This window comes from Kitasatospora sp. NPDC051702, assembly GCF_040681575.1.
GTDB lineage: Bacteria > Actinomycetota > Actinomycetes > Streptomycetales > Streptomycetaceae > Kitasatospora.
On the sequence record NZ_JBFAZB010000002.1, the window covers coordinates 217,657 to 243,968 of the forward strand.

Consider the following 26,312-nt stretch of genomic DNA (forward strand, 5'->3'; position numbering starts at 1 on the left):
GACTTCCCGTGCGGTAGCCCGCCGCAGCCAGGCCACCCCACCCCCGCCGGGCAGGGCCCGTCGATTCCACAGCCCCGAAGGCCCACGCCCGCCGGGCGCGGCGAGAAGCGGCGGCGCAGGAAGTCGACGTGGCCGACTTCCTGCGCGGTGGGTTCATCGTCGGTGACCCGGGTGGGGAGCTCGCCGCGGACGAGGGCGGGTCAGGGGTGGAAGGTGACCTCGGGGGCGGAGGTGGTGGGGCCGTCGAGGACGGGTTGCGGCTTGTCCTTCAGCTGCAGGTCGAAGAAGGCCGCCACGTAGGAGCGGGTGAGCTCGACGCCGCGTTGCGCGGACATCGTCGTGCCGGGCGGGACGGGCAGGTGGTAGGGCTCGGCGAACAGCGGGTTGTCGGTGAAGGTGCCGTGGTTGGAGCCCTCGAAGGTGAGCCAGCGCTTCCAGCCGTCGAGCCGGGCCCAGCTGGTCGTCCAGGTCGGGTCCTCGGTGCCGGGCAGCGGGTGGCCGATCATCAGGAAGGGCTTCCCGTTCAGCCCGGACTCGGGGACCGTGAGGTCCATGGTGCCGTCGAGGTTCACACCGGCCCGGATCCGGTCGTCGGTCAGCAGGGCCGGGACGGCTGCGGCGCCGCCGAGCGAGTGCCCGGCCATGCCGATCCGGTCCTCGTCGATCATGCGGGCGTAGCGCCAGGCCGGGTGGGGGTGGGAGGTCAGCTGGTCGACGACGAAGGAGACGTCCTTGGCGCGGCTCGCGGACACCGCCTCCGCGCCGCCGAAGTCGTCGAGGTGGCCGCAGACGACGCAGGTGAGCGTGCTGCCGTCGGGGAAGGTGGTCCCGGTGTTCTCGTAGGTGTGGTCGACGGAGGCGACGACGTACCCGCGGCTGGCCAGGTCCTCGGCCAGGCTGGTCAGTTCGCTGCGCGGCATGGTGAAGCCGGGGGAGAGCACGACCAGCGGGAACCGGCCGTGCTGCGGGCGGGCGCCGGACTCCGCCCAGGTGCGGGCCCCGGTCACGGCCTCGACCGGGATGACGTTGCCCGGGACCTTCTCGGCCAGCAGCAGCCGGGCGGCCTCCGGCGTCATGTACGGTGCGGGGCCGCCCGTCCCCGCCTTGGCGGGGTAGTACATCGACACCATCAGCTGGCGCGGCCCGGCGGACGGGACCCACGGGTCGGGCCGGTCCTGGTCCACCAGGTGCAGGACCTCCCGCCCGACCGCGTTGGGACCGGTGGGCCGCGGCAGGTCGACCCGGATCGCGGGCGTGGCGGCGGAGGGGGAGGCGGTGGTGGGCGAGGGCGCGGCCAGGGCGGGCGCGGCGGCGACGGAGAGCGGCAGGGCAAGCAGGAGGGCTGCCGCGGCGGAGGTTCGACGGAGTCGGCTCATGTCTTCGACCGTAGGCTTCCGGCACGGCATCTGACGTCGCCTCAGGGGCGTAGGGGTGGCTCCGGAGACGGTGGCGGCGGTCGCTCCGGGGCACCTCCGTGGGGACCCCTAGGGGGTACGGGCCTCGCACCGCACGACCTCCCGCGATGGCACGGCCCCACGGCCCCACGGCCCCACGACCGCAAGCCCGCAGGCCCCCGTGCCCCCACGGCCTCACGCCGCCGCGAATTCGTTCTGCAGCGTGCGCAGCAGGGCCGTCCCGGCCGCGTCGACCGAGCGGCGGGTGTTGGCGAGGACCACCACGCCGACCTGCTTCTCCGGATCGAAGGCGACGAACGAGCGGAAGCCGCCCGTCTCCCCGTTGTGCCAGATCTGCAGGTGTCCGCCCTGCTGGGTGTGCAGGCGGTGGCCGAGCCACCCCAGGTGCATCCAGGCGAACGGGTTGACGCGGTGTCGGGTCTCCCGGGTGAGGGTGATCGCGGGCGACAGCGGCGCGTCCGGCTCGTGTTCGGCGGCCAGCTGGGCCCGCAGGAGTATCGCGAGGTCGGCGGCGGTGGAGCGGAGCCCGCCCATGCCGGGGATGTCCGCGAGGTCCCAGTGGGGCACCGGACGGGCGCCGGCGGTGTGCCCGTGCGCCATCCGCTCCGCCTGGGCTGCGTTCGGGTGCAGGCAGGTGTCCACCAGGCCCAGCGGCGTGCAGACCTCACGCGTCACCAGCTCCTCGTAGCCGGTGCCGGCCCGGTGGGCGAGGGCGAGCCCGAGCAGTCCGGCGCCGAGGTTGGAGTAGCGGAAGGCGCGCCCCGGGTCGGCCCGCAGCCTCGTCCGGGCGAGGCCGTCGAGGACGTGTGCCGCGGTGCAGTGGGCGTACGGATCGGGCTTGTTGGGCCTGAGCAGGGCCGTCGCCGTCATGCCCCGGGGCAGGCGGGGGAGCCCCGAGGTGTGGGTGGCGAGGTGTCGGAGGGTGATGGGTGTATCGCCCCTGCTCGGCACGGTGGCGCCGCCGGGCCGGGCGTCGGCGAGGACCTCCGCGAGCGGTGCGTCGAGTTCGACGGAGCCGTCGAGCACCAGCCGTGCGAGGACGATCGAGGTGAACACCTTGGTGACGGAACCGATTTCGAAGAGGGTGCGCGGCCCGGGCACGCCGCCGCCCGGGCTCGTCCGCCCGGCGCCGTGGATCTGCACGGCGCCGCCGGCCAGCCCGGCGACCACCGTGCCGACCTGCTGGCCGGCGAGCCGGTCGGCGGTCTGCTGGACGAGGTGGTCGAGGCGGGCGAGTTCGTTCATGGTGGTGAGCCTAGAGCGTCGCGACCAGCGAAATCGTCCGCCGGAACGACGATTTCCACCGGTCCCGACTGCTCCTCCAGGCGTACGCCCCACTACGCTCCGCACGGTACGCACCACGCAGGTCGGTACGCACCTCGAAGCACCGTCCAGCGCCACGAAGCGCAATGCGGCACCACGAAGCGCAACGAAGCGCAACGCGGCACCGGGAAGCGCCACGCAGCGCGACGCGGCACCCGGAAGCGCCGCGCCGCGCCACGGCACCCCGCCCGGGCGGAGCGGGACGCCCGCCCGGGCGACGGCCCGTCAGCAGCTCAGGTTGCCCCCGGGAACGGTGCCGAGGATCTGCGTGAAGCTCTGGTAGAGGCTGATCCGGTGCTGCATCTGCGCGGTGTTGTTGCCGTTGCACTCCAGCGAGCCGTTGATGCTGCGGATCGTCTCACCGAAGCCGGCGCCGTTGACCATGGCGTTGTGCGCGGTCATGGTGCCGGGCCCGTTCTGGGTGTTCCAGTACCAGAGACCGGTCTTCCAGGCCACGGCCGGGTCGGTCTGCACCAGGTTCGGGTTGTGCAGCAGGTCGATCCCGAGCGCGTCGCCGGCGGCCTTGTAGTTGAAGTTCCAGCTCAGCTGGATCGGCCCGCGGCCGTAGTACGCGGCCTGCCCGGCCGGGCACCCGTAGGGCTGCGAGGTGTCGCAGTAGTGGGGGTAGTTGGCGGTGTTCTGCTCGACCACGTAGACCAGTCCGCCGGTCTCGTGACTGACGTTGGCGAGGAACGCGGCGGCTTCCTGCCGGCGGACGGTGTCGCTGCCGGTGGCCGCGAAGCCGGGGTAGGCGCCGAGCGCGTCGACCAGCCCCTGGTAGGTGTAGAAGGCGTTCCGGCTCGGGAACATCTGGTTGAACTGGGCCTGGCTGACGGGGAATCCGCCCGGGTTGGGGGTCGGGGTCGGGTCGGGCGTCGTGCCGCAGGCGTACGGCTCCCAGTACCAGGTGCTGATGACCGGGTCGTAGCCCGGGTTGTCGTGGGTCGCGCGGTAGTAACCGCCGTTGGTGTAGCGGACGATCGCGCCGGTGGTGTAGGTGCGGCCGGCGACCCAGTCGGGGTAGCTGCAGGTGCCGGGGGTGGGCGTCGGCGTGGGCGTCGGGTCGGTGGACCCGCCGCAGCCGCCCTGGTCGGCCCAGACGCCGGAGCCGCCGGCGCTCGGGGGCTCGTTCTGGGTCCACCACTTGGCGGTCCAGTTGTGCCCGTTGTACGAGACGGACGCGCCGCCGGTGTACACGGCGGTCGCGTTCCACGGCGTGCCGCAGGCGGCCGCGCTGGCGGAGGCGGGGAGGAGCACCGCGACCGCCAGCGCCGTGACCACGGCGCAGAGCAGTGCGAGCAGGCGTTTCGTTGACACGTCATCACCCCTTGTGCGGTGGGGGCCGCACGTCGTCGGGACAGGGACCTGAGCGGGGCTGGGAGCCTGGCCCCGGGTGGGGGCGCGTCGTGGGGGACGGCCGACCGGGGTGTGGGCCGGTACGGGGCCGACACCGACTCAAGCGGAGTGGTCTATACCTGTCAAGAGGGTCGGTGAAAGCGGCTCAGTGTGGGCGGGGAACGGCACCGTCCGCGCCGCCCACGAACCACCCCGGCCCCGACCGCCCCGAACCCCCCACCGGCGCCCCGCCGGTCTCCCAGCCCCCACCAACCCCCCACCAACCCGCCCCGACGCCCTACCTGCCCCCGCCCCTCACTCCTCGAGCGCCGCCCGCAGCCGGGCCGCGACCTCCGCCGCCGCCGCCTCGTCCGGGTACGTCCCGCGCGGCCAGAAGAACCCGCGCAGCCCGTCCTTCGGATTGCGCGGCACCACGTGGACGTGCAGGTGCGGCACGGACTGGCTGATCCGGTTGTTCGCCGCCACGAAGCTGCCCGCCGCGCCGAGCCCCCGCTCCACCGCGGCCGCGATCCGCTGGACCCGGAGGAAGAACGGCCCCACCTCGGCGGCCGGCAGGTCCGCGAGGGTGCCGTGGTGGGCGCGCGGCACCACCAGCACGTGGCCGGGGAAGAGCGGCCGCCGGTCCAGGAAGGCGACCGCCGCCTCGTCGTCCAGCACCAGGTGGGCGGGCGCCCCGCCCGCCACCACCGCGCAGAAGACGCAGTCCGTCCGTCCGTCCATCCGTCCATTCAAGCCAGCGGCGGCGGGACGGGCACCCCCGGGAACGGGCCCGTGCCCCGCGTCACCCGTCCGGCCCCGGACGGGGTGCGGCGGCCGGGCGGCGGGGCGCACCGTGCTGGAGGGGGCCGACCAACGTGCGCACTGCGCGCCCCAGGAGGAGGTGGCCCGGATGGCGGGCAAGTTCGAGGTCTACGAGGACGCCGGCGGCAAGTACCGGTTCCGGCTCAAGGCGGGCAACGGCGAGATCGTCGCCACCGGCCAGGGCTACTCCAGCAAGGAGGCCGCCCACAAGGGCGTGGAGGCCGTCCAGCGGGCGGCGGACGGGGCGCCGGTGGTGGACCTCCCCAGGGCCGCCTGAGCGGCCGCCTGAGCGGGGCCGGACCCACGGTCGTGCACGGCGCGGGTGAGCGCCGACCGCGCGCCCACCGTGCCGAACACGGCCGGGGGCCGGTCCACCCGGACCGGCCCCCACCGTGCCGACTGCTCCCGGGCGCCACTCGTAACACCCGGCGCGGGTGGTCGGGCACTCACGTCCAGCGGGCGCCGAGCGGGAGCCCACCGGCAGCGGGCGCTCACTCGTAGCGGTAGAGCAGCGCCTCCCGCTCGTTCTGCTCGATCATCTCGATGGTCAGCGAGTCGTCCCGCAGGTGCGAGAGCGTGACCTCGGCCGAGGTCGGCTGGGCGTCCTTGGCCAGCCAGTTCTCCGGCTTCCAGGCCGAGCCGCGCAGGAGGGCCTTCGGGCAGTGCGCGTACACCTCCTCGACGGCGACCACGATCGCGCTGCGCGGGGGCTTGCCGACGGCGACCAGCCGGCTCAGCAGCTCCGGGTCGGTGGAGACGCAGGCCCGCCCGTTGACGCGCAGCGTGGTCTCCCGGCCGGGCACGACGAAGAGCAGCCCGACCCGGCCGTTCTCGAGGATGTTGTGCAGGGTGTCCAAGCGCTTGTTGCCGGTGGCGTCCGGAATGGCCAGGGTGTACTCGTCGAGGACGGAGACCAGGCCGGCCGGCCCGCCGCGCGGTGAGACGTCGCAGCGCCCGGCGGCGTCGGAGCTGGCCACGAACACCAGCGAGGAGCAGGCGATCAGCTGCCGCGCGACGTCGTGCAGCCGGTCCACCTGCTTGCGCCGGGCGTGGTCGCCGGGCTGCTCGTAGACCTCCCGCAACTGGTCCGGGTCGGTCAGGGCCGTGGCGCTCAGCGCGGCGAACAGGCTGCCCGGCGTGCCCGGGGCGGCGGTTGACGGACTGGCAGCTTCCGGTGTGGTGGTCATACCGCGAATCTAGTCCAGGCCCGAACGGTCACCTCGGGCCGGTCCTGGTGCCGGCTTTCGCAAATACCGGCCGTCCACCCCTCCCCACCAGCGGTTCCACCCGGATAATGGGGGCCAGGGGCGCCCGCTCCCGGGGCGCCGGGGCTGCCGCTCGGAGGTGGTGGTCGTGATCGTCAGGATCTGGGCCGGGCAGGTCATGGCCGGCCACGTCGAGGAGTTCTGCGCGCTGCTGACCTCGCAGGTGATCCCGCAGCTCGGGCGGACCGACGGCTGCCTGGGCGGCGAGCTGTTGCGCTCGGTCACCGAGGACGGGCACCGGGTGCTCGTGGTGAGCCGCTGGCGCGACGAGGATGCCCTGCGGGGCTACGCCGGGCCGATGTGGCGGATCCGGCCGGTGTGGGCGGAGGGCGAGCTGCGCTACCTCGCGCACCCGCCGGTGGTCAGCCACTTCACGCCGATCGCCGCACCCGCCGCGCCCTGAACCGCCGCACCCGCCACGCCCCGGATCACCGCAAGCGCAAAGCGCACCCGCCAGGCCAGGCCCTGCGCGGACCCCGTGAGTCCCCCGAGCCCCCGGGAGCCACCAGGGCTCAAGCCCCGGAGGCCACCCCGGGCGGCGCAGCCGTCACACCTCGAGCGGCACCGGGTGGATCTCGTCCGCCGGGTGCCCCGTGCGGGTGTGGATCCGCTGCACGGCTTCCCGGGACGGGGCCTCGGAGAGGCAGTACACCGTGCCCGATTCGGGATCGGCCCACGCCTGCTCGAACTGCACGCCCTCCTCGCCCTGGATCGCCAGGTCGGCCGCGTGCGCCTGCCTGAGCATGTCCGCGGTGATCCCGGACATCCCGTGGTGGACGTCCATGAACTTCGCCATCGCCCTCGCCTCCGTACCTTCGCTTCACGGGCGCGTGCCCGTCCGCGGCGTTCGCGTGCAGGACGTTCCCGTCGGCGGGCGGCCGGGCCTTACCACCAGCCTGGCCCCGGCCGCCCGGCTCCGCCACCAGACGGCCCCACCCGCCGCAGCCCGTCGCCCCGCCCCACCCCACCCCCCGCCGCCACCGCGTAGCACCCCGGCGCACATTCCCCGCACCCGCGTGAAACAGACCACAGCGGACGGCTCTCCCTGGCCTTGCGTACGGCGTGGCACAATGACGGCATCAAGCAGTGACGTTCAGCGCACTCCGGGGTCGGTGAAAATCCGAACCGGCGGTTACAGTCCGCGACCCGTCCGCAGCCAGCGGCCGGTTGACCAGGTGAAATTCCTGGACCGACGGTTAAAGTCCGGATGGGAGGCGTGCGCGGGCGGACGTAGAGCGGTACCCGTGGTCCCCCGGTGGACCACGGTCAGGTGGACGGCGGGAGCGGTGTCTCCCGTGCCGGGCGAGCGATCTCCCGGCGGTCCCGGCACCCCCGGCGACGGGTCGTGCCGTCGGCCCGTGCGCCGCTGCCCGTCCGTGTCATCTCCCTCTGCCGCCCCGGAGTCCGCGCCCCAAGCGCGAGGAGAACCCGGGTGTTCACCGGCATCATCGAAGAGCTCGGCGAGGTCGTGTCGATCGAGGAGATCGGCGACTCCTCGCGGATCCGCCTGCGCGGCCCGGTGGTCTGTTCGGACGCGCACCACGGCGACTCCATCGCGGTCAACGGCGTCTGCCTGACCGTCGTCGACAGCCCCGAGGAACTGGCGGCCGCCGGCGGCGAGTTCAGCGCCGACGTGATGGCCGAGACGCTGCACCGCTCCAGCCTCGGCGAGCTGAAGCCCGGGTCCCGGGTGAACCTGGAGCGCGCCATGGCGCTCGGCGCCCGGCTCGGCGGACACCTCGTCCAGGGCCACGTCGACGCGACCGGGCGGCTGCTGTCCCGCGAGCCCGGTGAGCGCGACGCCGCGGGCGAGCTGCGCTGGGAGGTGCTGCGCTTCTCGCTCCCCGACAGCATCTCCCGCTACCTGGTCGAGAAGGGCTCGATCACGGTCGACGGCGTCAGCCTCACCGTGGTCGAGGCGGCCCGGGACAGCTTCACCGTCAGCCTGATCCCCGCCACCCTCGCGCTGACCACGCTGGGCGCCAAGGCCGTCGGCGAGAGCGTCAACCTCGAGGTGGACGTCCTCGCCAAGTACGTGGAGCGGCTGCTCGACTCCCGCACCCTCCCCCCGACCATCGCCGGGGAGTCCGAGTGAGCTGGCTCAGCGGAGAAGCGTTCACCGTCCTCGGCGAGCACGTGAAGTGGGCCGACATGTTCGGCAACCTGCTCGGGCTGTCCGCGCTCGCGCTCGGCTGGCGCCGTTCGGTGTGGAGCTGGCCGGTCCAGCTCCTGTCCGGCGCCGTGCTGATCACCGCCTACCTCGGCGGCCACGTCCCCGGTCTGATCGGCAAGCAGCTGATCGTGGTCGTCACCGCCGCCTGGGGCTGGACCCAGTGGCGGCGGGGGCGCCGGGACACCGGCACGATCGCCGTCCGGTTCGCCACCTGGCCCGAGCGGGCCGCCCTGGTGGCCGGCACGGCGGCCGGCACCGTCGGTCTGGCCCTGCTGTTCCAGTCCTACCCCAGCCTGTCCTGGAGCCCGTGGTCGGACGCCTACATCTTCGTCGGCACGCTGGCCGCGATGGTGGCCCAGGCCCGCGGCTGGCTGGAGTTCTGGTTCGCCTGGATCGCCGTCGACGTGGTCGGCGTCCCGCTCGCCTTCAACAGCGGCTACTCCTTCTCCGGACTCACCTACTCGATCTACTTCGTCCTGGTGCTGCTCGGCCTGCGCTCCTGGTGGCTGAGCACCCGTGAGCCGCGCGTCCAGTCCGCCACCGTCCCGCAGGGAGTCACGGCATGACCGAGAACCAGACCGACGGCCTCGAACTCGTCCTCGACCCGGTCGAGCGGGCGATCGCCGACATCGCGCTCGGCCGCGCCGTGATCGTGGTCGACGACGAGGACCGCGAGAACGAGGGCGACATCGTCTTCGCCGCCTCCGCGGCCACCCCCGAGCTGATGGCCTTCACCATCCGCTACAGCTCCGGCGTGATCTGCACCCCGATGACGGGGGAGGAGCTGGACCGCCTCAAGCTCCCGCCGATGACGCAGGTCAACGAGGACCGCAAGGGCACCGCCTACGCCGTCTCGGTGGACGCCCGGGACGGGGTGGACACCGGCATCTCCGCCGCCGACCGCGCCCGCACCGTCCGGCTGCTGGCCTCCTCCGGCACCGAGCCGGGCGACCTGACCCGCCCCGGGCACGTCTTCCCGCTGCGCGCGGTCGAGGGCGGCGTGCTGGTGCGGCCGGGCCACACCGAGGCCGCCGTCGACCTGGCCCGGCTCGCCGGGCTGGCGCCGGCCGGCGCGATCGCCGAGGTGGTCAACGACGACGGCACGATGGCCCGGCTGCCCGAACTGGTGGCCTTCGCCCGCGAGCACGGCCTCGCGATCATCTCCATCGAGGACCTGATCGCCTACCGGCGCCGCACCGAGCTGCACGTCGACCGGGCCGCCACCACCGCCCTGCCCACCGTCCACGGCGAGTTCACCGCGGTCGGGTACCGGGGCACCATCGACGGCGTCGAGCACATCGCGCTGGTGGCCGGCGGCCTGGGCGCCGACGGCCGGCTGCCCGAGGACGAGGACGTCCTGGTCCGGGTCCACTCCGAGTGCCTGACGGGTGACGTCTTCGGCTCGCTGCGCTGCGACTGCGGCCCCCAGCTGGAGGCCTCCCTGGAGCGGGTCGCCGAGGCCGGCCGCGGCGTGGTGCTCTACCTGCGCGGCCACGAGGGCCGCGGCATCGGCCTGGCGCACAAGCTGCGCGCCTACGAGCTCCAGGAGCAGGGGCGCGACACCGTCGACGCCAACCTCGACCTCGGACTGCCGGCCGACGCCCGGGACTACAGCATCGCGGCGCAGATGCTGGTGGACCTCGGGGTCCGCTCGCTCACCCTGCTCACCAACAACCCGGACAAGCTGACCGCGCTCACCGAGCACGGCCTGAAGGTCAAGGGGCGCGAGGCGGTCGAGATCGCGCCGGGTGAGCACAACCTGCGCTACCTGCGCACCAAGCGCGACCGGATGGGCCACGACCTGCCCGGCCTCGGCTCCTGAACTCCCCCCGCCCCACAGCGACACCACGACACCACGAACCACGACGGACAGGAAGTACCCCCATGAGCGGCCACGGAGCCCCCGAGCTGACCATCGACGGCGTCGCCGACCTCAAGGTCGCGGTCATCGCCGCGCAGTGGCACGACCAGGTGATGAACGGCCTGCTGGACGGCGCCCACCGGGCGCTCAAGGAGCTGGGCATCGCCGAGCCGACCGTACTGCGCGTCCCCGGCACCTTCGAACTGCCGGTCGCCGCCAAGCGCCTCGCCGACCGCGGCTACGACGCCGTGATCGCGCTCGGCGTCGTGATCCGCGGCGGCACCCCGCACTTCGACTACGTCTGCCAGGCGGCCACCGCCGGCCTCACCCAGGTCAGCGTCGACACCGGTGTCCCGGTCGGGTTCGGCGTGCTGACCTGCGACAACGAGGAGCAGGCGCTCGACCGCGCGGGCCTGCCGGGCTCCGCCGAGGACAAGGGGCACGAGGCCGTCACCGCGGCCGTCGCCACCGCCGCGGTGCTGCGCGCCGCGCTCTGACCGCAGCGCTCCGGCGGCCGCGCCGGAGCGACCGCGCCACCACCGGCGCCCCCGCACGACCTGCGCGCCGACCCCCCGGACCGTGGACGTCCACCGGACTGTCCACGGTCCGGGACCGTTTACCGCCCGTCAGCCCGCACGCCGTATGGTGAGTCCATCATGGCTTCGAAGACATTCGAGGAGCTCTTCGCCGAGCTCCAGCAGAAGGCCGCCACCGGCGACCCCTCGTCCTCCCGCACCGCGCAGCTCGTCCAGCAGGGCGTCCATGCGATCGGCAAGAAGGTCGTCGAGGAGGCCGCCGAGGTCTGGATGGCCGCCGAGTTCCAGTCGGACGAGCAGACGGCCGAGGAGGTCTCCCAGCTGCTCTACCACCTTCAGGTGATGATGATCGCCCGTGGGCTGACGCTCGACGACGTCTACAAGTACCTCTGAGACCGGCCCGGAACCGCACACCCCTCCCAACAGGTAAGGAACCAACCTCCCATGCTGCGCATCGCCGTCCCCAACAAGGGTTCTCTCTCGGGTCCCGCGGCGGAGATGCTCCATGAGGCCGGCTACCGCCAGCGGAAGGACCCCAAGGAGCTCGTCCTCGTCGACCCGAACAACGAGGTGGAGTTCTTCTTCCTGCGCCCGCGCGACATCGCCGTCTACGTCGGCTCCGGCCGGCTGGACGTCGGCATCACCGGCCGCGACCTGCTGCTCGACTCGCACTCCAACGCCGAGGAGGTGCTCGCCCTCGGCTTCGCCGGGTCGACCTTCCGATTCGCCCGCCCCGAGGGCGTCGACGTCGAGGACGTGAAGGGCCTGGAGGGCCTGCGGATCGCCACCTCCTACACCGGCCTGGTCGAGCAGCACCTGGCCGACCACGGCGTGAAGGCGACCGTCACCAAGCTGGACGGCGCGGTGGAGACCGCGGTCCAGCTCGGCGTCGCCGACGTGATCGCCGACGTCGTGGAGACCGGCACCAGCCTGCGCAACGCCGGCCTGGAGGTCTTCGGCGAGCCGATCCTGATCTCGGACGCCGTGGTGATCCGGCCCAAGGGCGCGGGCGACGACCCGGCGGTGGAGCAGTTCCTGCGCCGCCTCCAGGGCGTGCTGGTGGCCCGCCGCTACGTGCTGATGGACTACGACATCCGTGCCGAGAAGGTCGGCGCCGCCGTGGCGCTCACCCCGGGCCTGGAGTCGCCGACCGTCTCCCCGCTGCACACCGAGGGCTGGGTCGCGGTGCGGTCGATGGTGCTCCGCAAGGAGGCGCAGCAGATCATGGACGACCTCTGGGGCATCGGCGCCCGCGCCATCCTGGTCACCAACATCCACGCCTGCCGCCTCTGACCTGCCGGTCGTCACCGGGGTAAGACACGGTTGAATGGGGCGGGGGCGCCGAGCGGCGCCCCCGCCCCATCGCTGCGAGCACCCCGGAACGGCCGGACGGCCCGCCGCAGTCGAACCGCCCGAAGCACCCACCGGAGATCCCCCGTGTCCACGCCGCCCGTCGAGTTCCCCGTCACCTGGGCGCCGCGCCGCACCCGCGCCGTGCTGCTGCCGGTCTGCGCCCTGCTGGTGGTGCTGTTCGCCGCGATGGCCGTGCTGCTGCCGGCGAACTGGCAGCTCAACGACCGGATCATGATGGTGTCCAGCGGCGTGCTGTTCGCGGCCGTCGGCCTGATGCTGGCCCGCCCGCGGGTCCGCGCCGACGCGCAGGGCGTGACGGTGGTCAACTTCGTCCGCAGTCGCCGGCTCGCCTGGGCGGAGATCGTCCGGGTCAACTTCCGCCAGGGTGACCCGTGGGCCACCCTCGACCTGGCCGACGGCACCTCGCTGGCCGTGGTCGGCATCCAGTCCGGGGTCGGCAAGGCCCAGGCCATCGCGGACGCCCGCGCCCTGCGCGACCTGGTCGAGCAGCACGCCGCCTGAGCGACGCGAGGGGACGGGGGTCCGTCCGGCCCTCCACCCCGCGGTCCCTCCACCCCGATCGGCTCCCGTCCCGGCCGGCTCCCGGCCGGCTCCCGTCCGCCCCCGTCCGGCCCTCGACCGGAGCGCCACCCGGCCTGGGATTCCGGGGCAGGTGCGTCCGAACACCCTTCCTACCGTCGCCCGGGTATGGTCTACGCTGGTAAAAGCGGGGCAAAGTCCCCGCCCTTTCCGACCCGACCTGAGGAGTGACACCCCCCCTCGATGGACGATCCGTCCGGTAGTACCCACGCCGTCGACCTTCCCCCGAGCGGAAGGCAGGCGGCACTGTGATCACCGCCTGGCTGCTGTTGCTCGCAGCCCTCCTGCTGATCCTCGCCAACGGCCTCTTCGTGGCGGCCGAGTTCGCCTTCGTGACCGTCGAACGCGGTGCGGTGGAACGTTCCGCCGGGAGCGGCGACGCCAAGTCCGCCCGCGTCTCCCGGGCCCTGCGGCACCTCTCCTTCGAGCTCTCCGGCGCCCAGCTCGGCATCACCGTCACCTCGCTGGTGGTCGGCATGCTCGCCGAGCCGGCGCTGTCGACCCTGCTCGGCCCGGTCATGACCGGCATCGGCGTGCCCGAGTCGGCCGCCCGCGGCACCGCCGTGATCGTCGGCATGGTGCTGGCCACCGTCGTGCAGATGGTGATCGGCGAGCTGGTCCCGAAGAACTGGGCGATCTCCCGCCCGCTCCAGGTGGCCCGCGCGGTCGCCGCCCCGCACATGGCCTTCTCCTTCGTCTGCCGCCCGCTGATCAGCTTCCTCAACGGGGCGGCCGACCGGACGGTGCGCGCCTTCGGCGTCGAGCCGCAGGAGGAGCTGGACCACGCCCGCACCCCGGCCGAACTGGTCTCGCTGGCCCGCCACTCGGCCAAGGCCGGCGCGATAGACGAGGAGTCGGCGACCCTGTTCGTCCGCACCCTCGGCCTGGGCGAGCTCACCGCGGAGTCCGTGATGACCCCGCGGGTCGACGTCGCCGCCCTGCAGCGCGACGCCACCGCCTCCGACGTGGTCAACCTGACCCGCGCCACCGGCCTGTCCCGCTTCCCGGTCTACGCCGACAGCCTGGACGAGGTCACCGGCATCGTGACGCTCAAGGACGCGCTGGCCGTCCCGGCCGCCCGGCGCGGCCTGGTCCGGGTGGCCGAGCTGGCCTCGGCGCCGCTGCTGGTGCCCGAGACGCTGCCCGCCGAGCGGCTGCTCGACCGGCTGCGCCGCCTTCAGCCGATGGCCATCGTGGTCGACGAGTACGGCGGCACCGCCGGTGTCGTCACCGTCGAGGACATCGTCGAGGAGATCGTCGGCGAGGTGCAGGACGAGCACGACCCCGCGGACCGCCCCGAGCTGTTCCCGCTGCCCCCGGTGGACGGCCTGCCGGTCTGGGAGGCCGACGGCCGCGCCCGGATCGACCAGCTGGAGGCCATCGGCCTGAACGCCCCCGACGGCCCGTACGAGACCCTGGCCGGCCTGGTCGCCGACCTGCTCGGCAAGCTGCCCGCGGTGGGTGAGCAGGCGGTGCTGCCGGGCTGGCGCTTCACCGTGACGGGTGTCGACCGGCACCGCACCAGCCAGGTCCGGGTGGAGCGCACCAGCGCTCCGTCCGTGTTCGACGACAACGACGGGGACGACCGATGACCGCGCTCCAACTGGCCGTCGCCGTCCTGCTGCTGCTGGGCAACGCCTTCTTCGTCGGCGCCGAGTTCGCCGTGGTGTCGGTGCGCCGCAGCCAGATCGAACCGCTCGCCGAGGCGGGCCACAAGCGCGCCCGCACGGTGCTGCACGCCCTGTCCAACGTGTCCGCGATGCTGGCCGCGGCCCAGCTCGGCATCACCGTCTGCTCGCTGGGCCTCGGTGCGCTCGCCGAGCCGACCATCGCGAGCCTGCTGGAGGGTCCGTTCCACGCGATCGGCGTCCCCTCCGGCCTGATGCACCCGCTCTCCTACGGGATCTCGCTCGCCGTCGTGGTCTTCCTCCACATGGTGATGGGCGAGATGGTGCCGAAGAACATGGCGATGGCCGGCCCGGAGAAGGCCGCGCTCTGGCTCGGCCCGCCGCTGGACCGGCTGGCGCGCTGGCTCGCCCCGGTCATCCGGATGCTGAACTCGCTGGCCAACGGCGTGCTGAAGCTGTTCCGGGTCGAGGCCAGGGACGAGGTCGAGTCGGTGTTCACCACCGAGCAGCTGATGTACCTGCTGGTCGACTCCCGGGACGCGGGCCTGCTCGACGAGGGCCGCCAGGAGCGCCTGGAGGACGCCCTGGAGCTGGGCCACCGCCCGGTCACCGAGGTACTGCTCAAGCCCGAGCAGCTGGTCACGGTGGACACCAAGGTGACCGCCGCCGAGGTCGAGGAGCTGGCGCTGCGCACCGGCTTCTCGCGCTTCCCGGTCACCGACGGCGACCCGGCCGGCCACGGCTACCTGGGCTACCTGCACCTCAAGGACATCCTCGACGTGGACGACCCGTCCGCGCCGGTCCCGGCCCGCCTGTGGCGCCCGATCACGGTGCTGCGCGGCAGCCTCCCGCTGGACGACGCGCTGGGCGCGATGCGCAGGGCGACCTGCCACCTGGCCGCCGTGCTGGACCAGGACGGGCGCACGCTCGGCGTGGTCACGCTGGAGGACGTGCTGGAGGAGCTGGTGGGCGAGATGCACGACCCCGACCACCGCTCCGCCGCCTGAGGTTCCCGGTTCCGCCGACGGCGTGTCCGCCGTCGGCGATTCTGCCCAGAGCAGGGAGCCGTTCCCATGCCGGCCACCCCGGGGCAGGGTGGTCGGCATGAGGCTTCTGCTGCTGGGTGGAACGAAGTTCGTCGGACGGGCCGTCGCCGAGGAGGCGCTGGCCAGGGGCTGGGAGGTGACGGCCCTCAACCGCGGCACGCGGCCCGCGCCCGAGGGCGTGCGGGTGGTGCGGGGCGACCGCACCGCCGAGGGCGGGCTCGCGGCGCTGGCCGCGGGGGAGTGGGACGCGGTGGTGGACACCTGGTCCTGGGCCCCGGCGGCGGTGCGCGACAGCGCCCGCCTGCTGAACGGCCGGGTGGGGCACTACGCCTACGTCTCCAGCCGCTCCGTGTACGCCTACCCGTCGGGGGCCGGGGCGGACGAGTCGGCGGGGGTCGTCGAGGCCTCCCCGGACGCCGGGGAGGGGGCGCCGTACGCCGAGGCCAAACGCGGCGCCGAGCTGGCCCTGGAGGCGGAGTTCGGCGGGAGCGCCCTGCTCGCCCGGGCCGGGCTGATCCTCGGCCCGTACGAGGACGTCGGCCGGCTGCCCTGGTGGCTGAACCGGATCGCCCGCGGCGGCCCGGTGCTCGCCCCCGGTCCGCGTGACCTCGCCCTGCAGTACGTCGACGCCCGCGACCTGGCGAGCTGGACCCTGGACGCCGCGGCGGCCCGGCTCGGCGGGGCCTACAACGTGGTCAGCCCGGCCGGGCACACCACGATGGGCGGGCTGCTGGAGGCCTGCGTGCGGGCCACCGGCTCGGACGCGCGGCTGCGCTGGACCGACCCCGAGCGCATCCTGGCGGCCGGGGTGGAGCCGTGGACGGAGCTGCCGGTCTGGCTGGCGCCCGGGGAGCTGTACGACTTCCTGCACGGCGCGTCGGTGGAGCGGGCGGTGGCGGCCGGGCTGCGCTGCCGCCCGGTGGCCGAGACGGTCGAGGACACCTGGGCCTGGCTGCGGTCGCTCGGCGGCGGTGCCCCGCAGCGCGCCGACCGCCCGAAGGTCGGGCTGGACCCGGAGCGCGAGGCGGCGCTGCTGCAGGGCTGAGCCCCGGCCCCGGGAGCCGGGTCCGGCCGCGGGGAACCCCTCTCGGCCCCGGGGCCGATAGCACCCCCGGGAGCCGGGGCCCGGCAACGCGGAGCAGGTCTCAGCCGCGGCCGTCGATCAGCTCCCCGTAGGCCTGGACGAGGTCGGGCAGCCGCAGGGTCGCCAGGTCCTCGCGGCCCGGCGGCTCGCGCAGCAGCGAGAGCCGCAGGTCGCGGTAGGCGCAGGACTTCTCGTACAGGGTGCGGATGAACCGGCCGTTGCCCAGTTCGTCGATCCAGCCCTCGCGGACCACGTGGGTGCAGATGCTGGCGAGCTCCTCGGCCGCGTCCTCGTCCCAGCCGTCGCCGTCCCGGCCGGCCAGGGCCGCGCCGATCGCGGTCAGTTCGTTCGGGCGGTAGCTGGGGAAGTCCACCCGGGTGGTGAACCGGGAGTTGAGGCCGGGGTTGGTGGCCAGCAGCCGGTTCATGCCCTCGGGGTAGCCGGCCAGGATCACCACCAGCCGGTCGCGGTTGTCCTCGGCGCGCTTCAGCAGCACCTGGAGCGCCTCGTCGCCGTAGGCGTCGCCCTTGGTGTAGCCGGAGTTGGAGAGGCTGTAGGCCTCGTCGATGAACAGCACGCCGTCCAGGGCGGAGTCGATCAGCTCGTTCGCCTTGACCGCGGTCTGTCCGAGGAACTCGCCCACCAGGTCGGCCCGTTGGGCCTCGACCAGGTGGTCGCCGGAGAGCAGCCCGAGGGCGTGGAAGACCCGGCCGAGGATCCGGGCCACGGTGGTCTTGCCGGTGCCGGAGGGCCCGGAGAAGACGAAGTGGCGCTTGGGCGGCTGGACGGGCAGGCCCTGCGCGGCCCGGAGCCGGGACATCCGCAGCTGCGCGGACAGCGCCCGGACCTGGCGCTTGACCGGCTCCAGGCCCACCATCAGCGCGAGTTCGGCCAGTGCGGCGTCCAACTCGTGTTCGTCGTCGACCGGTTGGGCGGCCGTCGGGGAGGCCGCCCGGGGCTGGGCCTCGGCGTGGACCGGGAGCGGCGCCTGGGCGGCGGAGCCGGCCGGCGCCCCGGACCGCTCGCCGGCCGCCTGCGGTGCGGCGCCCGTCGGCGGGCCGTCGCTCCGGGGCGGGCCGTCCCCGAAGCCCGTCCCGCCGGTGAAGGCCGGCCCCTCGGTGTACGCGGTGGCCCCCTCGGGGTACCCGGCCGGGTCGGGGTACCCGGACTCCCCGGACTCCCCGGCGAGGTCGGCCGGGTCGGCGAAGCCCGTGAACCCGGTGGCGCCGTCGTCGAAGCCGCCGGCCCCGGCGTACCCCGTGCCGTCCTGGAACTCCGCCCCCTCCGGCCCGAGTTCCTCGATCCCGGCGGATCTGCCGCCGGCCGGCGGGCCGCCGGTCAGCAGGCCGTCCGCGAGGCCGTCGGTGAGTCCGTCCGCGAGGCCGTCCTCCGCCGCGATCGCGGCCAGCCGGGCCGCGGTGTCCATGAACACCGGGTCGGCCCGGTGCACCGCCCGGTAGAGCGGCAGTGCGGCGGCACTGCGCCCGGCCCCCTCGTAGGCCCGGGCCAGCCAGTACCGCAGCTCCTTGCGCTGCGGCTGCTCCGAGCGGCAGCGGGCCAGCGAGGCGGCCAGCGGGGCCTGGGCCTGGGCGCACATGTCCAGCCGGACGCGGGCCATGCCGGCGAACAGGCCGGCCTCGATGCCGAGCAGCGGGTCGTCCAGCAGCCGGTCGGTGTCCCGGATCAGCTGTTCCCAGTCCTTCAGCAGGTAGGAGCGGCAGGCGTAGAGGAACTGGGCGGACGGGTCCTCGCTGGGGGCCGGGCACTGCTCCAGCGCGCGGTCCAGCTCGGCCAGGTGCCGGCCGTCCAGCCAGTGCGAGGCGTGGGCCAGGGCCAGGTCGCGGGCGTCCTCCAGGACGGGCTGCACCCACCAGCCGAGCCAGTACCAGGAGCTCAGTGAGCGTCGGTGCCGGCGGCGCTGTTCGCCGAACCGTTTCTGGTTGCGGTACATGGCCAGCAGTGCGGCCGAGGTGTCGCTGCGCAGCGCGTGCAGGCCGAGCCAGGCGTCGGCCATCCCCGGATCCAGCCGGACGGCCGCACGGAACTCCTCCTCGGCGCGCGCGTACGCGCCGGCCGTGTAGGCGTCCATGGCACGCAGCCAGGCGCGGTCGGCGAGCAGGTCCGGGCCGCCCGCGTTGCTGTCGGAACTGTCCACCGTCGTCACTCACGCCCCCCGCGGTGTGGCCCGGGGCTCGGTGGCGGTCGCCTTCGCGCTGCCGGGCCGGTGGTCGGATGCCCCCGGGCGCATATGCGCCTGCCAGGAATCGTACCGGGGCGGAGCTGATCCGGAAGGGTGCCGCACGGGGTCAAATGCGATCGCGCGCGCGGCCGTTGAGCGGGTGCGGGCTCGTTCCGGCGGTGGGGGAGCGGGATTCGGAAGGGGACCGGACGGCGCCCCCGACTCACGGGGGAACAAGCCGGGGGCGCCGGGTCCGAGGCGGCCGGAACATCCCGTTCCGGCAGCTGAGGAGAACCTAAGTCCTGGCGATACCGCAGGTCAAGGGCTTGTTGAAGGTTCACCGACGGTGCCCGGCGTGATTCGTCCGGTCACCCCGTCGACCTTCGTCGCCGCGTGCGGGCGGCTCGGGTCCGCGGCGAAATGCGCCGATTCGGCCCGGGCCCAGTCCGCCCAGAAATCGGCCAGTTCCGGACCGTCCCGCCGCTCGCCCCGGAGGCGGGCCGCACCGGCGTCCAGCTCCATCCAGATCACCCGGGCCAGCCACGGCCGCACCGCCCGCCGTCCGGCCCCGACGCCCTCCACCAGCACCACCGGGGCGGCCGGCACCGGGGCCGTCCCCTCGAAGCGGCGCAGCGTCCAGTCGTACACCCGGTACGCGGCGCCCCGGCCCGCCGCCAGCGGTTCCAGCACCTGCTCGCGCAGCCGCTCCGTCCAGCCGAACGGCTCGGCGTGGGTGGCCAGGTCGTCGAGGTGGACCACCGGCGCCCCGTCGAGCGCCGCGGACAGCCGCCCGGCGAAGGTGGTCTTGCCGGAGCCCGCGTGCCCGTCCACCGCGACCAGCCGCACCGGGCCGCAGGACGGCGGCAGTGCGCGCAGCTCCGCCGCGAGGGCGCCCATCGCGGGGCCGTACTCGGGCGGGACGGCGGAGGCGGGGGTTCCGGAAGCAGCCACAACGGCAACCCTACGGTGCCGTAGCCAACCACTCCGGCCAGTTCCACCAGACCGATCGTGACGGAGCCGCCGGTTTCCGGCATACTTCGCAGCGCCCCGCCTGTGAACGGCCGTTCACCGCAATCCGGTGCCGGTCGGGCCGACCTGCCACACCCGCGCCGGACCCGCCACACCACGGTCCCGGCGCCCGATCGAGGAGGCGACCGCCGCCATGACCCCGTCCCCCGCGAAAGCCGTGGAGCGCCAGCTGCCCAGCGAGGAGGCCCGCGAGCTGCTGAGCCTCACCCGGGACCTGGTCCAGCGGGAGCTGCAGCCCCGCGCTGCCGAGGACGAGGCCGCCGGGCGCTTCCCGCGGGAGGTCTTCCGCACCCTCGGCGAGGCCGGCCTGCTCTCCCTCCCGTACGACGAGAAGTACGGCGGCGGCGAGCAGCCCTACGAGGTGTACCTGCAGGTGCTGGAGGAGCTCGCGGCCGGCTGGCTCGCCGTCGGCCTCGGCGTGAGCGTGCACACCCTCTCCTGCCACGCGCTGGCCGGCTTCGGCACCGAGGAGCAGCGCGCGCAGTGGCTGCCCGGGATACTCTCCGGCGAACAGCTCGGGGCCTACTGCCTCTCCGAGCCGCAGTCCGGCTCGGACGCCGCCGCGCTGCGCACCCGCGCCGACCTCGACGGCGACGCCTACGTGGTCAACGGCACCAAGGCGTGGATCACGCACGGCGGTCAGGCGGACTTCTACAGCGCCCTGGTGCGCACCGGCGGCGAGGGCCCCAAGGGCATCAGCTGCCTGCTGCTCCCCGGCGACGTGCAGGGCCTGTCGGCCGCGCCGCCGGAGCACAAGATGGGCATGAAGTCCTCGCCCACCGCGCAGCTGCACTTCGACGGCGCCCGGGTGCCGCGGGAGCGGCTGATCGGCGAGGAGGGCCAGGGCTTCCAGATCGCCCTCGCCGCGCTCGACTCCGGCCGCCTCGGCATCGCCGCCTGTGCGGTCGGCGTCGCGCAGGCCGCGCTCGACCTCGCGGTGGACTACGCGCGCACCCGCCGCCAGTTCGGCCGCCCGATCGCGGACTTCCAGGGCCTGTCCTTCATGCTCGCCGACATGGCCACCCAGATCGAGGCCGGGCGCGCGCTCTACCTGTCCGCCGCCCGACTGCGGGACGCGGGCCGGCCGTTCTCCAAGGAGGCGGCGATGGCGAAGCTGTTCTGCACCGACGCCGCGATGCGGGTGACCACCGACGCCGTCCAGGTCCTCGGCGGCTACGGCTACACCCAGGACTTCCCGGCCGAGCGCTACATGCGCGAGGCGAAGGTGCTGCAGATCGTCGAGGGCACCAACCAGATCCAGCGCCTGGTGATCGGCCGCCACCTCACCAAGGGCTGACCTCCCGCGAACCGCGGGCCTGCCTCCCGAACCGCCGGCCCGCCCCCCGAACCGCCGGCCGGCCCGCCGAACCGGGGCCGGCCCGGCGGGACCGAGGGCTGACCTCCCGAACGGCCTCCGGCCGTCACTCCAGGGTGCGGAGTGACGGCCGGAGGCGTGTCCGGGCCGGGGCCGGGCCCCGGCGGGTCAGCGGCGGACGAGGCGGCGGCGCTGCTCGGGGATCACCGGGGTGACGGCGGCGGTGCGCACCGGCCGGTGCGCCACCGCGTGCGAGAACGGCTGGGTGCGCCAGTCGAGTTCGGTGGGGAGCGCGAACAGTGCGGCCAGGCCGGTCGGTTGGGCGTCGTCCGGGGTCTCCACCTCGGCCAGGTCGTCGGTCGGCGTGCCCGAACCCGGGCAGAGCGCGGGGGCGAAGGGGTTCCAGGCCGTCGGCAGCAGCGCGTGCTGCGGCAGCCGCTCCTCGTCGGCCACCAGGGCGATCGGGCGGCGGCACTCGGGGCAGTGCACCCGGAAGATGTCCCAGGTGTCGGCCTCGCCCGGGTCGACGCCCGGCGCGAGGTCGTGATCGACCGCGAGGTCGTCGCGGCCGGTCGTATCGTCGGTCTCGTCGGCGCCCAGGGCACGCTGGTCAGTCGGCATGAGGATCCCCCTCGGATCGGGCCCGGCGTGGTCGCCCGGGGCCACAACCAGCACTTCCCTGTGATCCGGGCTCATAACCCTGCGGTCAGGTGCACCGTGATGCACCGGGTGTGTCCTTGGCCACATCGGACGCCACATTCACCCGGCATGTGCCGTGCGGACACCCGCCGTCGCCCCGGCCGCCCACCGGATCGCCCCCGTGCGCCCTTGACCGGAAGCCGGGGGCGCGCCCCGGGCCGGGGCGTTGCGTGACGCCGCGTGCGCCCCCCGTGCCCCGACCGGGTAGGTTTGCGCACTGTGGAAGACCTCGACCAACGCATCGTCCAGCTGCTCCTCGAGGACGGCCGGATGAGCTACACGGACCTGGGCAAGGCCACCGGCCTGTCCACCTCGGCGGTGCACCAGCGGGTGCGCCGCCTGGAACAGCGCGGGGTGATCCGCGGGTACACCGCGATCATCGACCCGGACTCCGTCGACCTCGCGCTGACCGCGTTCATCTCGGTCAAGCCCTTCGACCCGAGCGCCCCGGACGACACCCCCGAACGGCTGGCCGGCCTCCCGGAGATCGAGGCCTGCCACAGCGTCGCCGGTGACGAGAACTACATCCTCAAGGTCCGCGTCGGTGCCCCCGGCGACCTGGAGGACCTGCTCGCCCGCATCCGCAGCGCGGCCGGCGTCTCCACCCGCACCACCGTCGTGCTCTCCACCCCCTACGAGGCCCGACCCCCGAAGCTCTGAGGGCGAACCCCGCGGGTGCAGACTTGGCGGCATGACCGAACGCACCCTCCCCCCGCGCCCGTCCTCGGGCCGGAGCGGCCCACGAACCGTCCTGCTGCGCGGCGGCGCCGTCTACAGCCCCGCCGACCCCTTCGCCACCGCGATGCTCGTCGAGGGCGAGCACGTCGCCTGGGTCGGCAGCGACGGCGCCGCCGAGGCGTACGCCGCGACGGCCGACGAGATCGTCGAGCTGGACGGCGCCCTGGTCACCCCCGCCTTCGTCGACGCCCACGTGCACGCCACCGCCACCGGCCTGGCGCTCACCGGCCTCGACCTCACCGGCAGCCCCTCGCTGGCCGCCGCCCTCGCCGCCGTCACCGCCTTCGTCGAGGAGCGGGGCGAAGCCGACGGGGTGCTGCTCGGCCACGGCTGGGACGAGACCGGCTGGCCCGAGGGCCGCCCGCCCACGCTCGCCGAACTCGACGCGGCCGCCCGCGGCGCCGCGCTCTACCTCTCCCGCACCGACGTGCACTCCGCGCTCGCCACCACCGCGCTGCGCGCGCTCACCACCGGCCTGGCCGAGTGCGCCGGGTACGCGGCGGAGGGCCCGCTCACCAAGGACGCCCACCACGCCGTGCGGCAGACCGCGCTGGCCCGCCTGACGCCCTCGCAGCGGCGCCGGGCCCAGCGGGCCACCCTCGCCAGGGCCGCCGAACTCGGCATCGGCGCGCTGCACGAGTGCGCCGGCCCGCAGATCTCCTCGGAGGCGGACCTGAGCGCCCTGCTGGCCCTGGCCGCCGAGGGCGACGGTCCCGAAGTGTTCGGCTACTGGGGAGAGTTGGGCGGCGTCGAGACGGCCGCTCGGCTCGGCGCGGTGGGTGCCGGCGGCGACCTCTTCGTGGACGGCGCGCTCGGCTCGCACACCGCCTGCCTGCACACCCCGTACGCGGACGCCGAGCACACCGGCACCGCCTACCTGACCGCCGAGCAGGTCGCCGACCACGTGGCGGCCTGCACCGAGGCGGGGATCCAGGCCGGCTTCCACGCCATCGGCGACGCGGCCGTGGCCGCCGTCGTCGACGGCGTCCGGGCGGCCGGCGAGCGGGTCGGCGCGGCCCGGGTCAGGGCCCTGCGCCACCGGGTCGAGCACGCCGAGGCGCTGGACGACAAGAGCATCGCGGCCTTCGCCGAGCTCGGCCTGACCGCCTCCGTCCAGCCCGCCTTCGACGCCGCCTGGGGCGGCCCGGAGGGCATGTACGTCCGGCGCCTCGGCGCCGAGCGGGCCGCCGCGCTCAACCCCTTCGCCGCCCTGCTGCGGGCCGGCGTCCCGCTGGCGTTCGGCTCGGACGCGCCGGTCACCCCGCTCGACCCCTGGGGCACCGTCCGCGCCGCGGCCTTCCACCGCACCCCGGAGCACCGGATCTCCGTCCGCGCCGCCTTCACGGCGCACACCCGCGGCGGCTGGCGCGCGATCGGCCGCGACCAGGACGGCGTGCTCGTGCCCGGGGCCGTCGCCAGCTACGCGATCTGGGCCGCCGACGAGCTGGTCGTGCAGGCCCCGGACTCCCGGGTGGCCGGCTGGTCCACCGATCCGCGCTCCGGCACCCCCGGCCTGCCCGACCTCACCCCCGGGCGCCCGCTGCCGGCCTGCCTGCGCACCGTCGTCCGCGGCCGCACCGTCCACCGGGCCTGAAATCCCCCCGGGCCGGTGGTTCGGAAGCCGGCCCCTAGGTTGGCCGGTATGACGACCGACCCACTGGTGCCCGCCGACTTCACCGTCCCGCGCGAGCTGCTCGCCCCGGAGTTCCGCCTGGAGCCCCTGGGCGAGCAGCACAACGCCTCCGACCACGCCGCCTGGACGGGCGGCATCGCGCACATCCGGGCCACCCCCGGCTTCGCCGGCCGCCGTTGGCCGCCCGTCACCGGGATGACCCTCGAACGGAACCTCGCCGACCTGCGCCGGCACGCGGCCGACTTCGCCGCCCGGACCGGCTTCGCCTACACCGTCCTGGAGCCGGACCGGGACGAGGTGATCGGCTGCGTCTACGTCTGCCGGGACCGCGAGGACCCGGCGGTCGTGAACGTCAGTTCCTGGGTCCGGGCCGACCGGGCCCACCTGGACGCCCCGCTGCACCGCGCCGTGTCCGCCTGGCTCGCCGGCCGGTGGCCGCTCGGCCCGATCCGCTACGCCGCCCGCTGACCAGCGGGCCCGGGGCCCGGGGCAGGGGGCGCGGGGCCGCCCCCGGGCCGCCGGTCGCCCATCACCCTGACCTCACGCTTCCCTGGCGTTCCGGGGTACCTTCTTCGGACAGCGTCCGAACAGCAACACGCAGGAAGATGGTGCGCCGGTGGCCATGCCCGTCACCCAGGAGCGGTCCGGGGCCGCACCCGAGCCGGCCGAGCCGGCGCCCGCGCCCGGCCGGGTCACCCGCGCGCTCGCCCGGGTCCGCGCCGGGCTGCCCCGCACCGGCCTGGCCGCGCTGGCCGGACTGCTGCTGGCGCTCGCCTTCCCGCCCTTCGACCTGTGGCCGCTCTCGCTGCTGGGCGTCGCCGCGCTCTCGCTGCTCACCCGCGGCCGCACCGCCCGCCAGGCGGCCTGGACGGGCTTCGCCTTCGGCCTGCCGTTCTTCCTGATGCTGCTCAGCTGGCTGCGGGTGGTCGGCTGGGACGCGACGGTCGGCCTGTCGGTCGTGGAGGCGCTGTTCCTCGCCGTGCTCGGCAGCGGGCTGGCACTGACCTCCCGGCTGCCGGCCTGGCCGCTGTGGGCGGCCTGCCTGTGGATCACCCAGGAGTGGGCCCGGGACCGGCTGCCGCTCGGCGGCTTCCCGTGGGGGCGGCTGGCCTTCGCGAACACGGCGACCCCGTACACCCCGCTGGCCGCGCTCGGCGGCGCCCCGCTGGTGACCTTCGCGGTCGCCCTCTCCGGCGCCCTCCTGGCCTGGGCGGCGCTGCGCCTGCGCGGGCCGGGCCGGGCCCCGAAGGCGGCCGCGCTGGCGGCGCTGGGCGCGGTGGCCGCGCTGCTGGCCGGCTACCTGGTGCCGGTGCCGACCGCGGCGGCCGACACCGTGAAGGTCGCCATCGTGCAGGGCAACGTGCCCAACCCGGGCATGGACTTCCTCGGCCGACCGATGATGGTCCTGAACAACCACGCGGTGGCCACCGAGCGCCTCGCCGCGGACATCAGGGCCGGCAGGGTCGAGCGCCCGGACATCGTGATCTGGCCGGAGAACTCCTCCGACCTGGACCCGTTCAGCGACCCGCTCGCCTACCAGCGGATCGACCAGGCGGTGAAGACCGTCGGCGTGCCCACCCTGGTCGGCACCCTGGTGGACGGCCCGGACGCCCAGCACGTCCAGAACGAGGGCATCGTGTGGGACCCGAAGACCGGCCCGGGCGCCTCCTACACCAAGCAGCACCCCGTCCCGTTCGGCGAGTACGTGCCGTTCCGCGCCCAGCTGATGAAGGTGATCACCCGCCTCCAGCGGGTCGCCCGGGACTTCTACCCCGGCGACCACAACGGCGTGATGCAGCTCGGCCCGGCCCGGATCGGCGACGTGATCTGCTTCGAGGTCGCCTACGACGAGATCGTCCGGGACACCGTGGACAGCGGCGCCCGCGTCCTGGTCGTCCAGACCAACAACGCGACCTACGCCAGGACCGGCCAGCCGGAGCAGCAGCTCGCGATGAGCCGGCTGCGCGCCGTCGAGCACGGGCGGGCCGTGCTGATCGCCGCGACCAGCGGCATCAGCGCGGTGATCTCCCCGGACGGCACGGTGCAGCAGCGCACCGAGGAGCTGACGCCGGCCGAGCTGTCGGCGACGGTCCCGCTGCGCGACGGCACCACGGTGGCGGACCGGGTCGGTGCCGCGCCGGAGTGGACGCTGGCCGTCGCGGGCCTGCTGGCCTGCGGCGCGGGCGTACTGGTCGGGCGCCGCCGCAGGGCCGCCGCCGGAACACCGGCCGCGACGGATTCGTTGGACCGGGTGGTGCCGTAGCCGGCCCGGACCTCC

Annotated in this window: 26 protein-coding genes and 1 riboswitch; of the genes, 17 read left to right on the forward strand and 9 right to left on the reverse strand. The window is 74.5% G+C overall.

Translation table 11 applies throughout. From position 1 onward, the window contains the following. Window positions 1–200: 200 nt before the first annotated feature. The 4 genes from AB0N04_RS02830 to AB0N04_RS02845 form a co-directional block, all read right to left on the reverse strand. Window positions 201–1,376 (reverse strand): alpha/beta hydrolase, encoded by a 1,176-nt coding sequence (locus AB0N04_RS02830; protein ID WP_360208101.1) that lies wholly within the window; start codon window positions 1,374–1,376, stop codon window positions 201–203. Between the two features lie 213 nt (window positions 1,377–1,589). Further along, a complete protein-coding gene (locus tag AB0N04_RS02835; protein WP_360208098.1) occupies window positions 1,590–2,660 on the reverse strand; it encodes a serine hydrolase domain-containing protein in 1,071 nt (356 codons plus the stop codon). A gap of 303 nt (window positions 2,661–2,963) precedes the next feature. Further along, window positions 2,964–4,055: a glycoside hydrolase family 19 protein gene (locus tag AB0N04_RS02840; protein WP_360208095.1), complete on the reverse strand. Its 1,092-nt coding sequence runs from the start codon at window positions 4,053–4,055 to the stop codon at window positions 2,964–2,966. Window positions 4,056–4,388: 333 nt separating this feature from the next. After that, window positions 4,389–4,814, reverse strand: coding sequence for an HIT family protein (locus AB0N04_RS02845; RefSeq protein ID WP_360208092.1), 426 nt, complete (start codon window positions 4,812–4,814; stop codon window positions 4,389–4,391). 169 nt (window positions 4,815–4,983) lie between these two features. Here AB0N04_RS02845 and AB0N04_RS02850 point away from each other — a divergent pair, with 169 nt between their 5' ends. Then, window positions 4,984–5,172: a DUF1508 domain-containing protein gene (locus AB0N04_RS02850; protein ID WP_360208089.1), complete on the forward strand. Its 189-nt coding sequence runs from the start codon at window positions 4,984–4,986 to the stop codon at window positions 5,170–5,172. 214 nt (window positions 5,173–5,386) lie between these two features. On the opposite strand, the gene AB0N04_RS02855 is transcribed toward AB0N04_RS02850, so the two are convergent. Next, entirely contained in the window at window positions 5,387–6,082 is a 696-nt protein-coding gene (locus AB0N04_RS02855; protein ID WP_360208086.1) for an MSMEG_1061 family FMN-dependent PPOX-type flavoprotein, read from the reverse strand. A gap of 166 nt (window positions 6,083–6,248) precedes the next feature. On the opposite strand from AB0N04_RS02855, the gene AB0N04_RS02860 reads away from it, so the two are divergent. Further along, window positions 6,249–6,563, forward strand: a complete 315-nt coding sequence (locus AB0N04_RS02860) for an antibiotic biosynthesis monooxygenase (RefSeq protein ID WP_360208083.1) — start codon at window positions 6,249–6,251, stop codon at window positions 6,561–6,563. Window positions 6,564–6,707: 144 nt separating this feature from the next. Here AB0N04_RS02860 and AB0N04_RS02865 read toward each other — a convergent pair whose 3' ends face one another. Beyond that, on the reverse strand, window positions 6,708–6,956 hold the full coding sequence (locus AB0N04_RS02865; protein WP_360208080.1) for an SCO4226 family nickel-binding protein: 249 nt from the start codon (window positions 6,954–6,956) through the stop codon (window positions 6,708–6,710). Between the two features lie 299 nt (window positions 6,957–7,255). Then, a riboswitch (FMN riboswitch) is annotated at window positions 7,256–7,383 on the forward strand. A gap of 209 nt (window positions 7,384–7,592) precedes the next feature. Between AB0N04_RS02865 and AB0N04_RS02870 the strand changes: the two genes are divergently transcribed. The 10 genes from AB0N04_RS02870 to AB0N04_RS02915 all read left to right on the forward strand — a co-directional run bounded on the left by AB0N04_RS02870 (window position 7,593) and on the right by AB0N04_RS02915 (window position 16,402). Further along, window positions 7,593–8,255, forward strand: a complete 663-nt coding sequence (locus tag AB0N04_RS02870; protein WP_360208077.1) for a riboflavin synthase — start codon at window positions 7,593–7,595, stop codon at window positions 8,253–8,255. A 56-nt stretch (window positions 8,256–8,311) separates the two neighbouring features. Beyond that, entirely contained in the window at window positions 8,312–8,899 is a 588-nt protein-coding gene (locus tag AB0N04_RS02875) for a nicotinamide mononucleotide transporter family protein (RefSeq protein ID WP_360208150.1), read from the forward strand. Next, window positions 8,896–10,155 carry a bifunctional 3,4-dihydroxy-2-butanone-4-phosphate synthase/GTP cyclohydrolase II gene (locus tag AB0N04_RS02880; protein WP_360208075.1) on the forward strand — a complete coding sequence of 420 codons (1,260 nt, stop codon included), beginning with the start codon at window positions 8,896–8,898 and terminating at the stop codon, window positions 10,153–10,155. The genes AB0N04_RS02875 and AB0N04_RS02880 overlap by 4 nt, the downstream gene beginning before the upstream one ends. Before the next feature lie 62 nt (window positions 10,156–10,217). Then, window positions 10,218–10,691, forward strand: coding sequence for a 6,7-dimethyl-8-ribityllumazine synthase (gene ribH, locus AB0N04_RS02885; protein ID WP_360208072.1), 474 nt, complete (start codon window positions 10,218–10,220; stop codon window positions 10,689–10,691). A gap of 159 nt (window positions 10,692–10,850) precedes the next feature. Continuing rightward, the gene (locus AB0N04_RS02890) at window positions 10,851–11,123 is read left to right on the forward strand and encodes a phosphoribosyl-ATP diphosphatase (RefSeq protein WP_030242547.1); all 273 of its coding nucleotides are present in this window, start codon (window positions 10,851–10,853) and stop codon (window positions 11,121–11,123) included. 51 nt (window positions 11,124–11,174) lie between these two features. Next, the gene (hisG, locus tag AB0N04_RS02895; protein WP_360208070.1) at window positions 11,175–12,023 is read left to right on the forward strand and encodes an ATP phosphoribosyltransferase; all 849 of its coding nucleotides are present in this window, start codon (window positions 11,175–11,177) and stop codon (window positions 12,021–12,023) included. A 144-nt stretch (window positions 12,024–12,167) separates the two neighbouring features. Beyond that, on the forward strand, window positions 12,168–12,605 hold the full coding sequence (locus AB0N04_RS02900) for a PH domain-containing protein (protein WP_360208067.1): 438 nt from the start codon (window positions 12,168–12,170) through the stop codon (window positions 12,603–12,605). A 326-nt stretch (window positions 12,606–12,931) separates the two neighbouring features. After that, window positions 12,932–14,275: a hemolysin family protein gene (locus tag AB0N04_RS02905; RefSeq protein ID WP_360208064.1), complete on the forward strand. Its 1,344-nt coding sequence runs from the start codon at window positions 12,932–12,934 to the stop codon at window positions 14,273–14,275. After that, a complete protein-coding gene (locus AB0N04_RS02910; RefSeq protein ID WP_360208062.1) occupies window positions 14,272–15,318 on the forward strand; it encodes a hemolysin family protein in 1,047 nt (348 codons plus the stop codon). Before AB0N04_RS02905 ends, AB0N04_RS02910 begins: the two co-directional genes overlap by 4 nt. A gap of 97 nt (window positions 15,319–15,415) precedes the next feature. Continuing rightward, window positions 15,416–16,402: an NAD-dependent epimerase/dehydratase family protein gene (locus AB0N04_RS02915; protein WP_360208059.1), complete on the forward strand. Its 987-nt coding sequence runs from the start codon at window positions 15,416–15,418 to the stop codon at window positions 16,400–16,402. Between the two features lie 100 nt (window positions 16,403–16,502). Here AB0N04_RS02915 and AB0N04_RS02920 read toward each other — a convergent pair whose 3' ends face one another. Both AB0N04_RS02920 and AB0N04_RS02925 read right to left on the reverse strand, forming a co-directional pair. Then, window positions 16,503–18,530, reverse strand: a complete 2,028-nt coding sequence (locus AB0N04_RS02920) for an AAA family ATPase (protein WP_360208148.1) — start codon at window positions 18,528–18,530, stop codon at window positions 16,503–16,505. 408 nt (window positions 18,531–18,938) lie between these two features. Further along, a complete protein-coding gene (locus AB0N04_RS02925) occupies window positions 18,939–19,517 on the reverse strand; it encodes a hypothetical protein (protein WP_360208146.1) in 579 nt (192 codons plus the stop codon). 265 nt (window positions 19,518–19,782) lie between these two features. Between AB0N04_RS02925 and AB0N04_RS02930 the strand changes: the two genes are divergently transcribed. Beyond that, window positions 19,783–20,946: an acyl-CoA dehydrogenase family protein gene (locus tag AB0N04_RS02930; RefSeq protein WP_360208056.1), complete on the forward strand. Its 1,164-nt coding sequence runs from the start codon at window positions 19,783–19,785 to the stop codon at window positions 20,944–20,946. Between the two features lie 186 nt (window positions 20,947–21,132). Here AB0N04_RS02930 and AB0N04_RS02935 read toward each other — a convergent pair whose 3' ends face one another. Further along, window positions 21,133–21,585, reverse strand: coding sequence for a hypothetical protein (locus AB0N04_RS02935; RefSeq protein WP_360208054.1), 453 nt, complete (start codon window positions 21,583–21,585; stop codon window positions 21,133–21,135). A gap of 297 nt (window positions 21,586–21,882) precedes the next feature. Here AB0N04_RS02935 and AB0N04_RS02940 point away from each other — a divergent pair, with 297 nt between their 5' ends. From AB0N04_RS02940 to lnt, 4 genes are all read left to right on the forward strand, one after another. Further along, window positions 21,883–22,323 (forward strand): Lrp/AsnC family transcriptional regulator, encoded by a 441-nt coding sequence (locus AB0N04_RS02940; RefSeq protein WP_030243361.1) that lies wholly within the window; start codon window positions 21,883–21,885, stop codon window positions 22,321–22,323. Window positions 22,324–22,354: 31 nt separating this feature from the next. Next, window positions 22,355–23,995, forward strand: coding sequence for an amidohydrolase family protein (locus AB0N04_RS02945; protein ID WP_360208052.1), 1,641 nt, complete (start codon window positions 22,355–22,357; stop codon window positions 23,993–23,995). A gap of 48 nt (window positions 23,996–24,043) precedes the next feature. Continuing rightward, window positions 24,044–24,502, forward strand: a complete 459-nt coding sequence (locus AB0N04_RS02950) for an N-acetyltransferase (RefSeq protein ID WP_360208050.1) — start codon at window positions 24,044–24,046, stop codon at window positions 24,500–24,502. Window positions 24,503–24,656: 154 nt separating this feature from the next. Beyond that, on the forward strand, window positions 24,657–26,297 hold the full coding sequence (gene lnt, locus AB0N04_RS02955) for an apolipoprotein N-acyltransferase (protein WP_360208047.1): 1,641 nt from the start codon (window positions 24,657–24,659) through the stop codon (window positions 26,295–26,297). The last annotated feature ends 15 nt before the right edge of the window (window positions 26,298–26,312 follow it).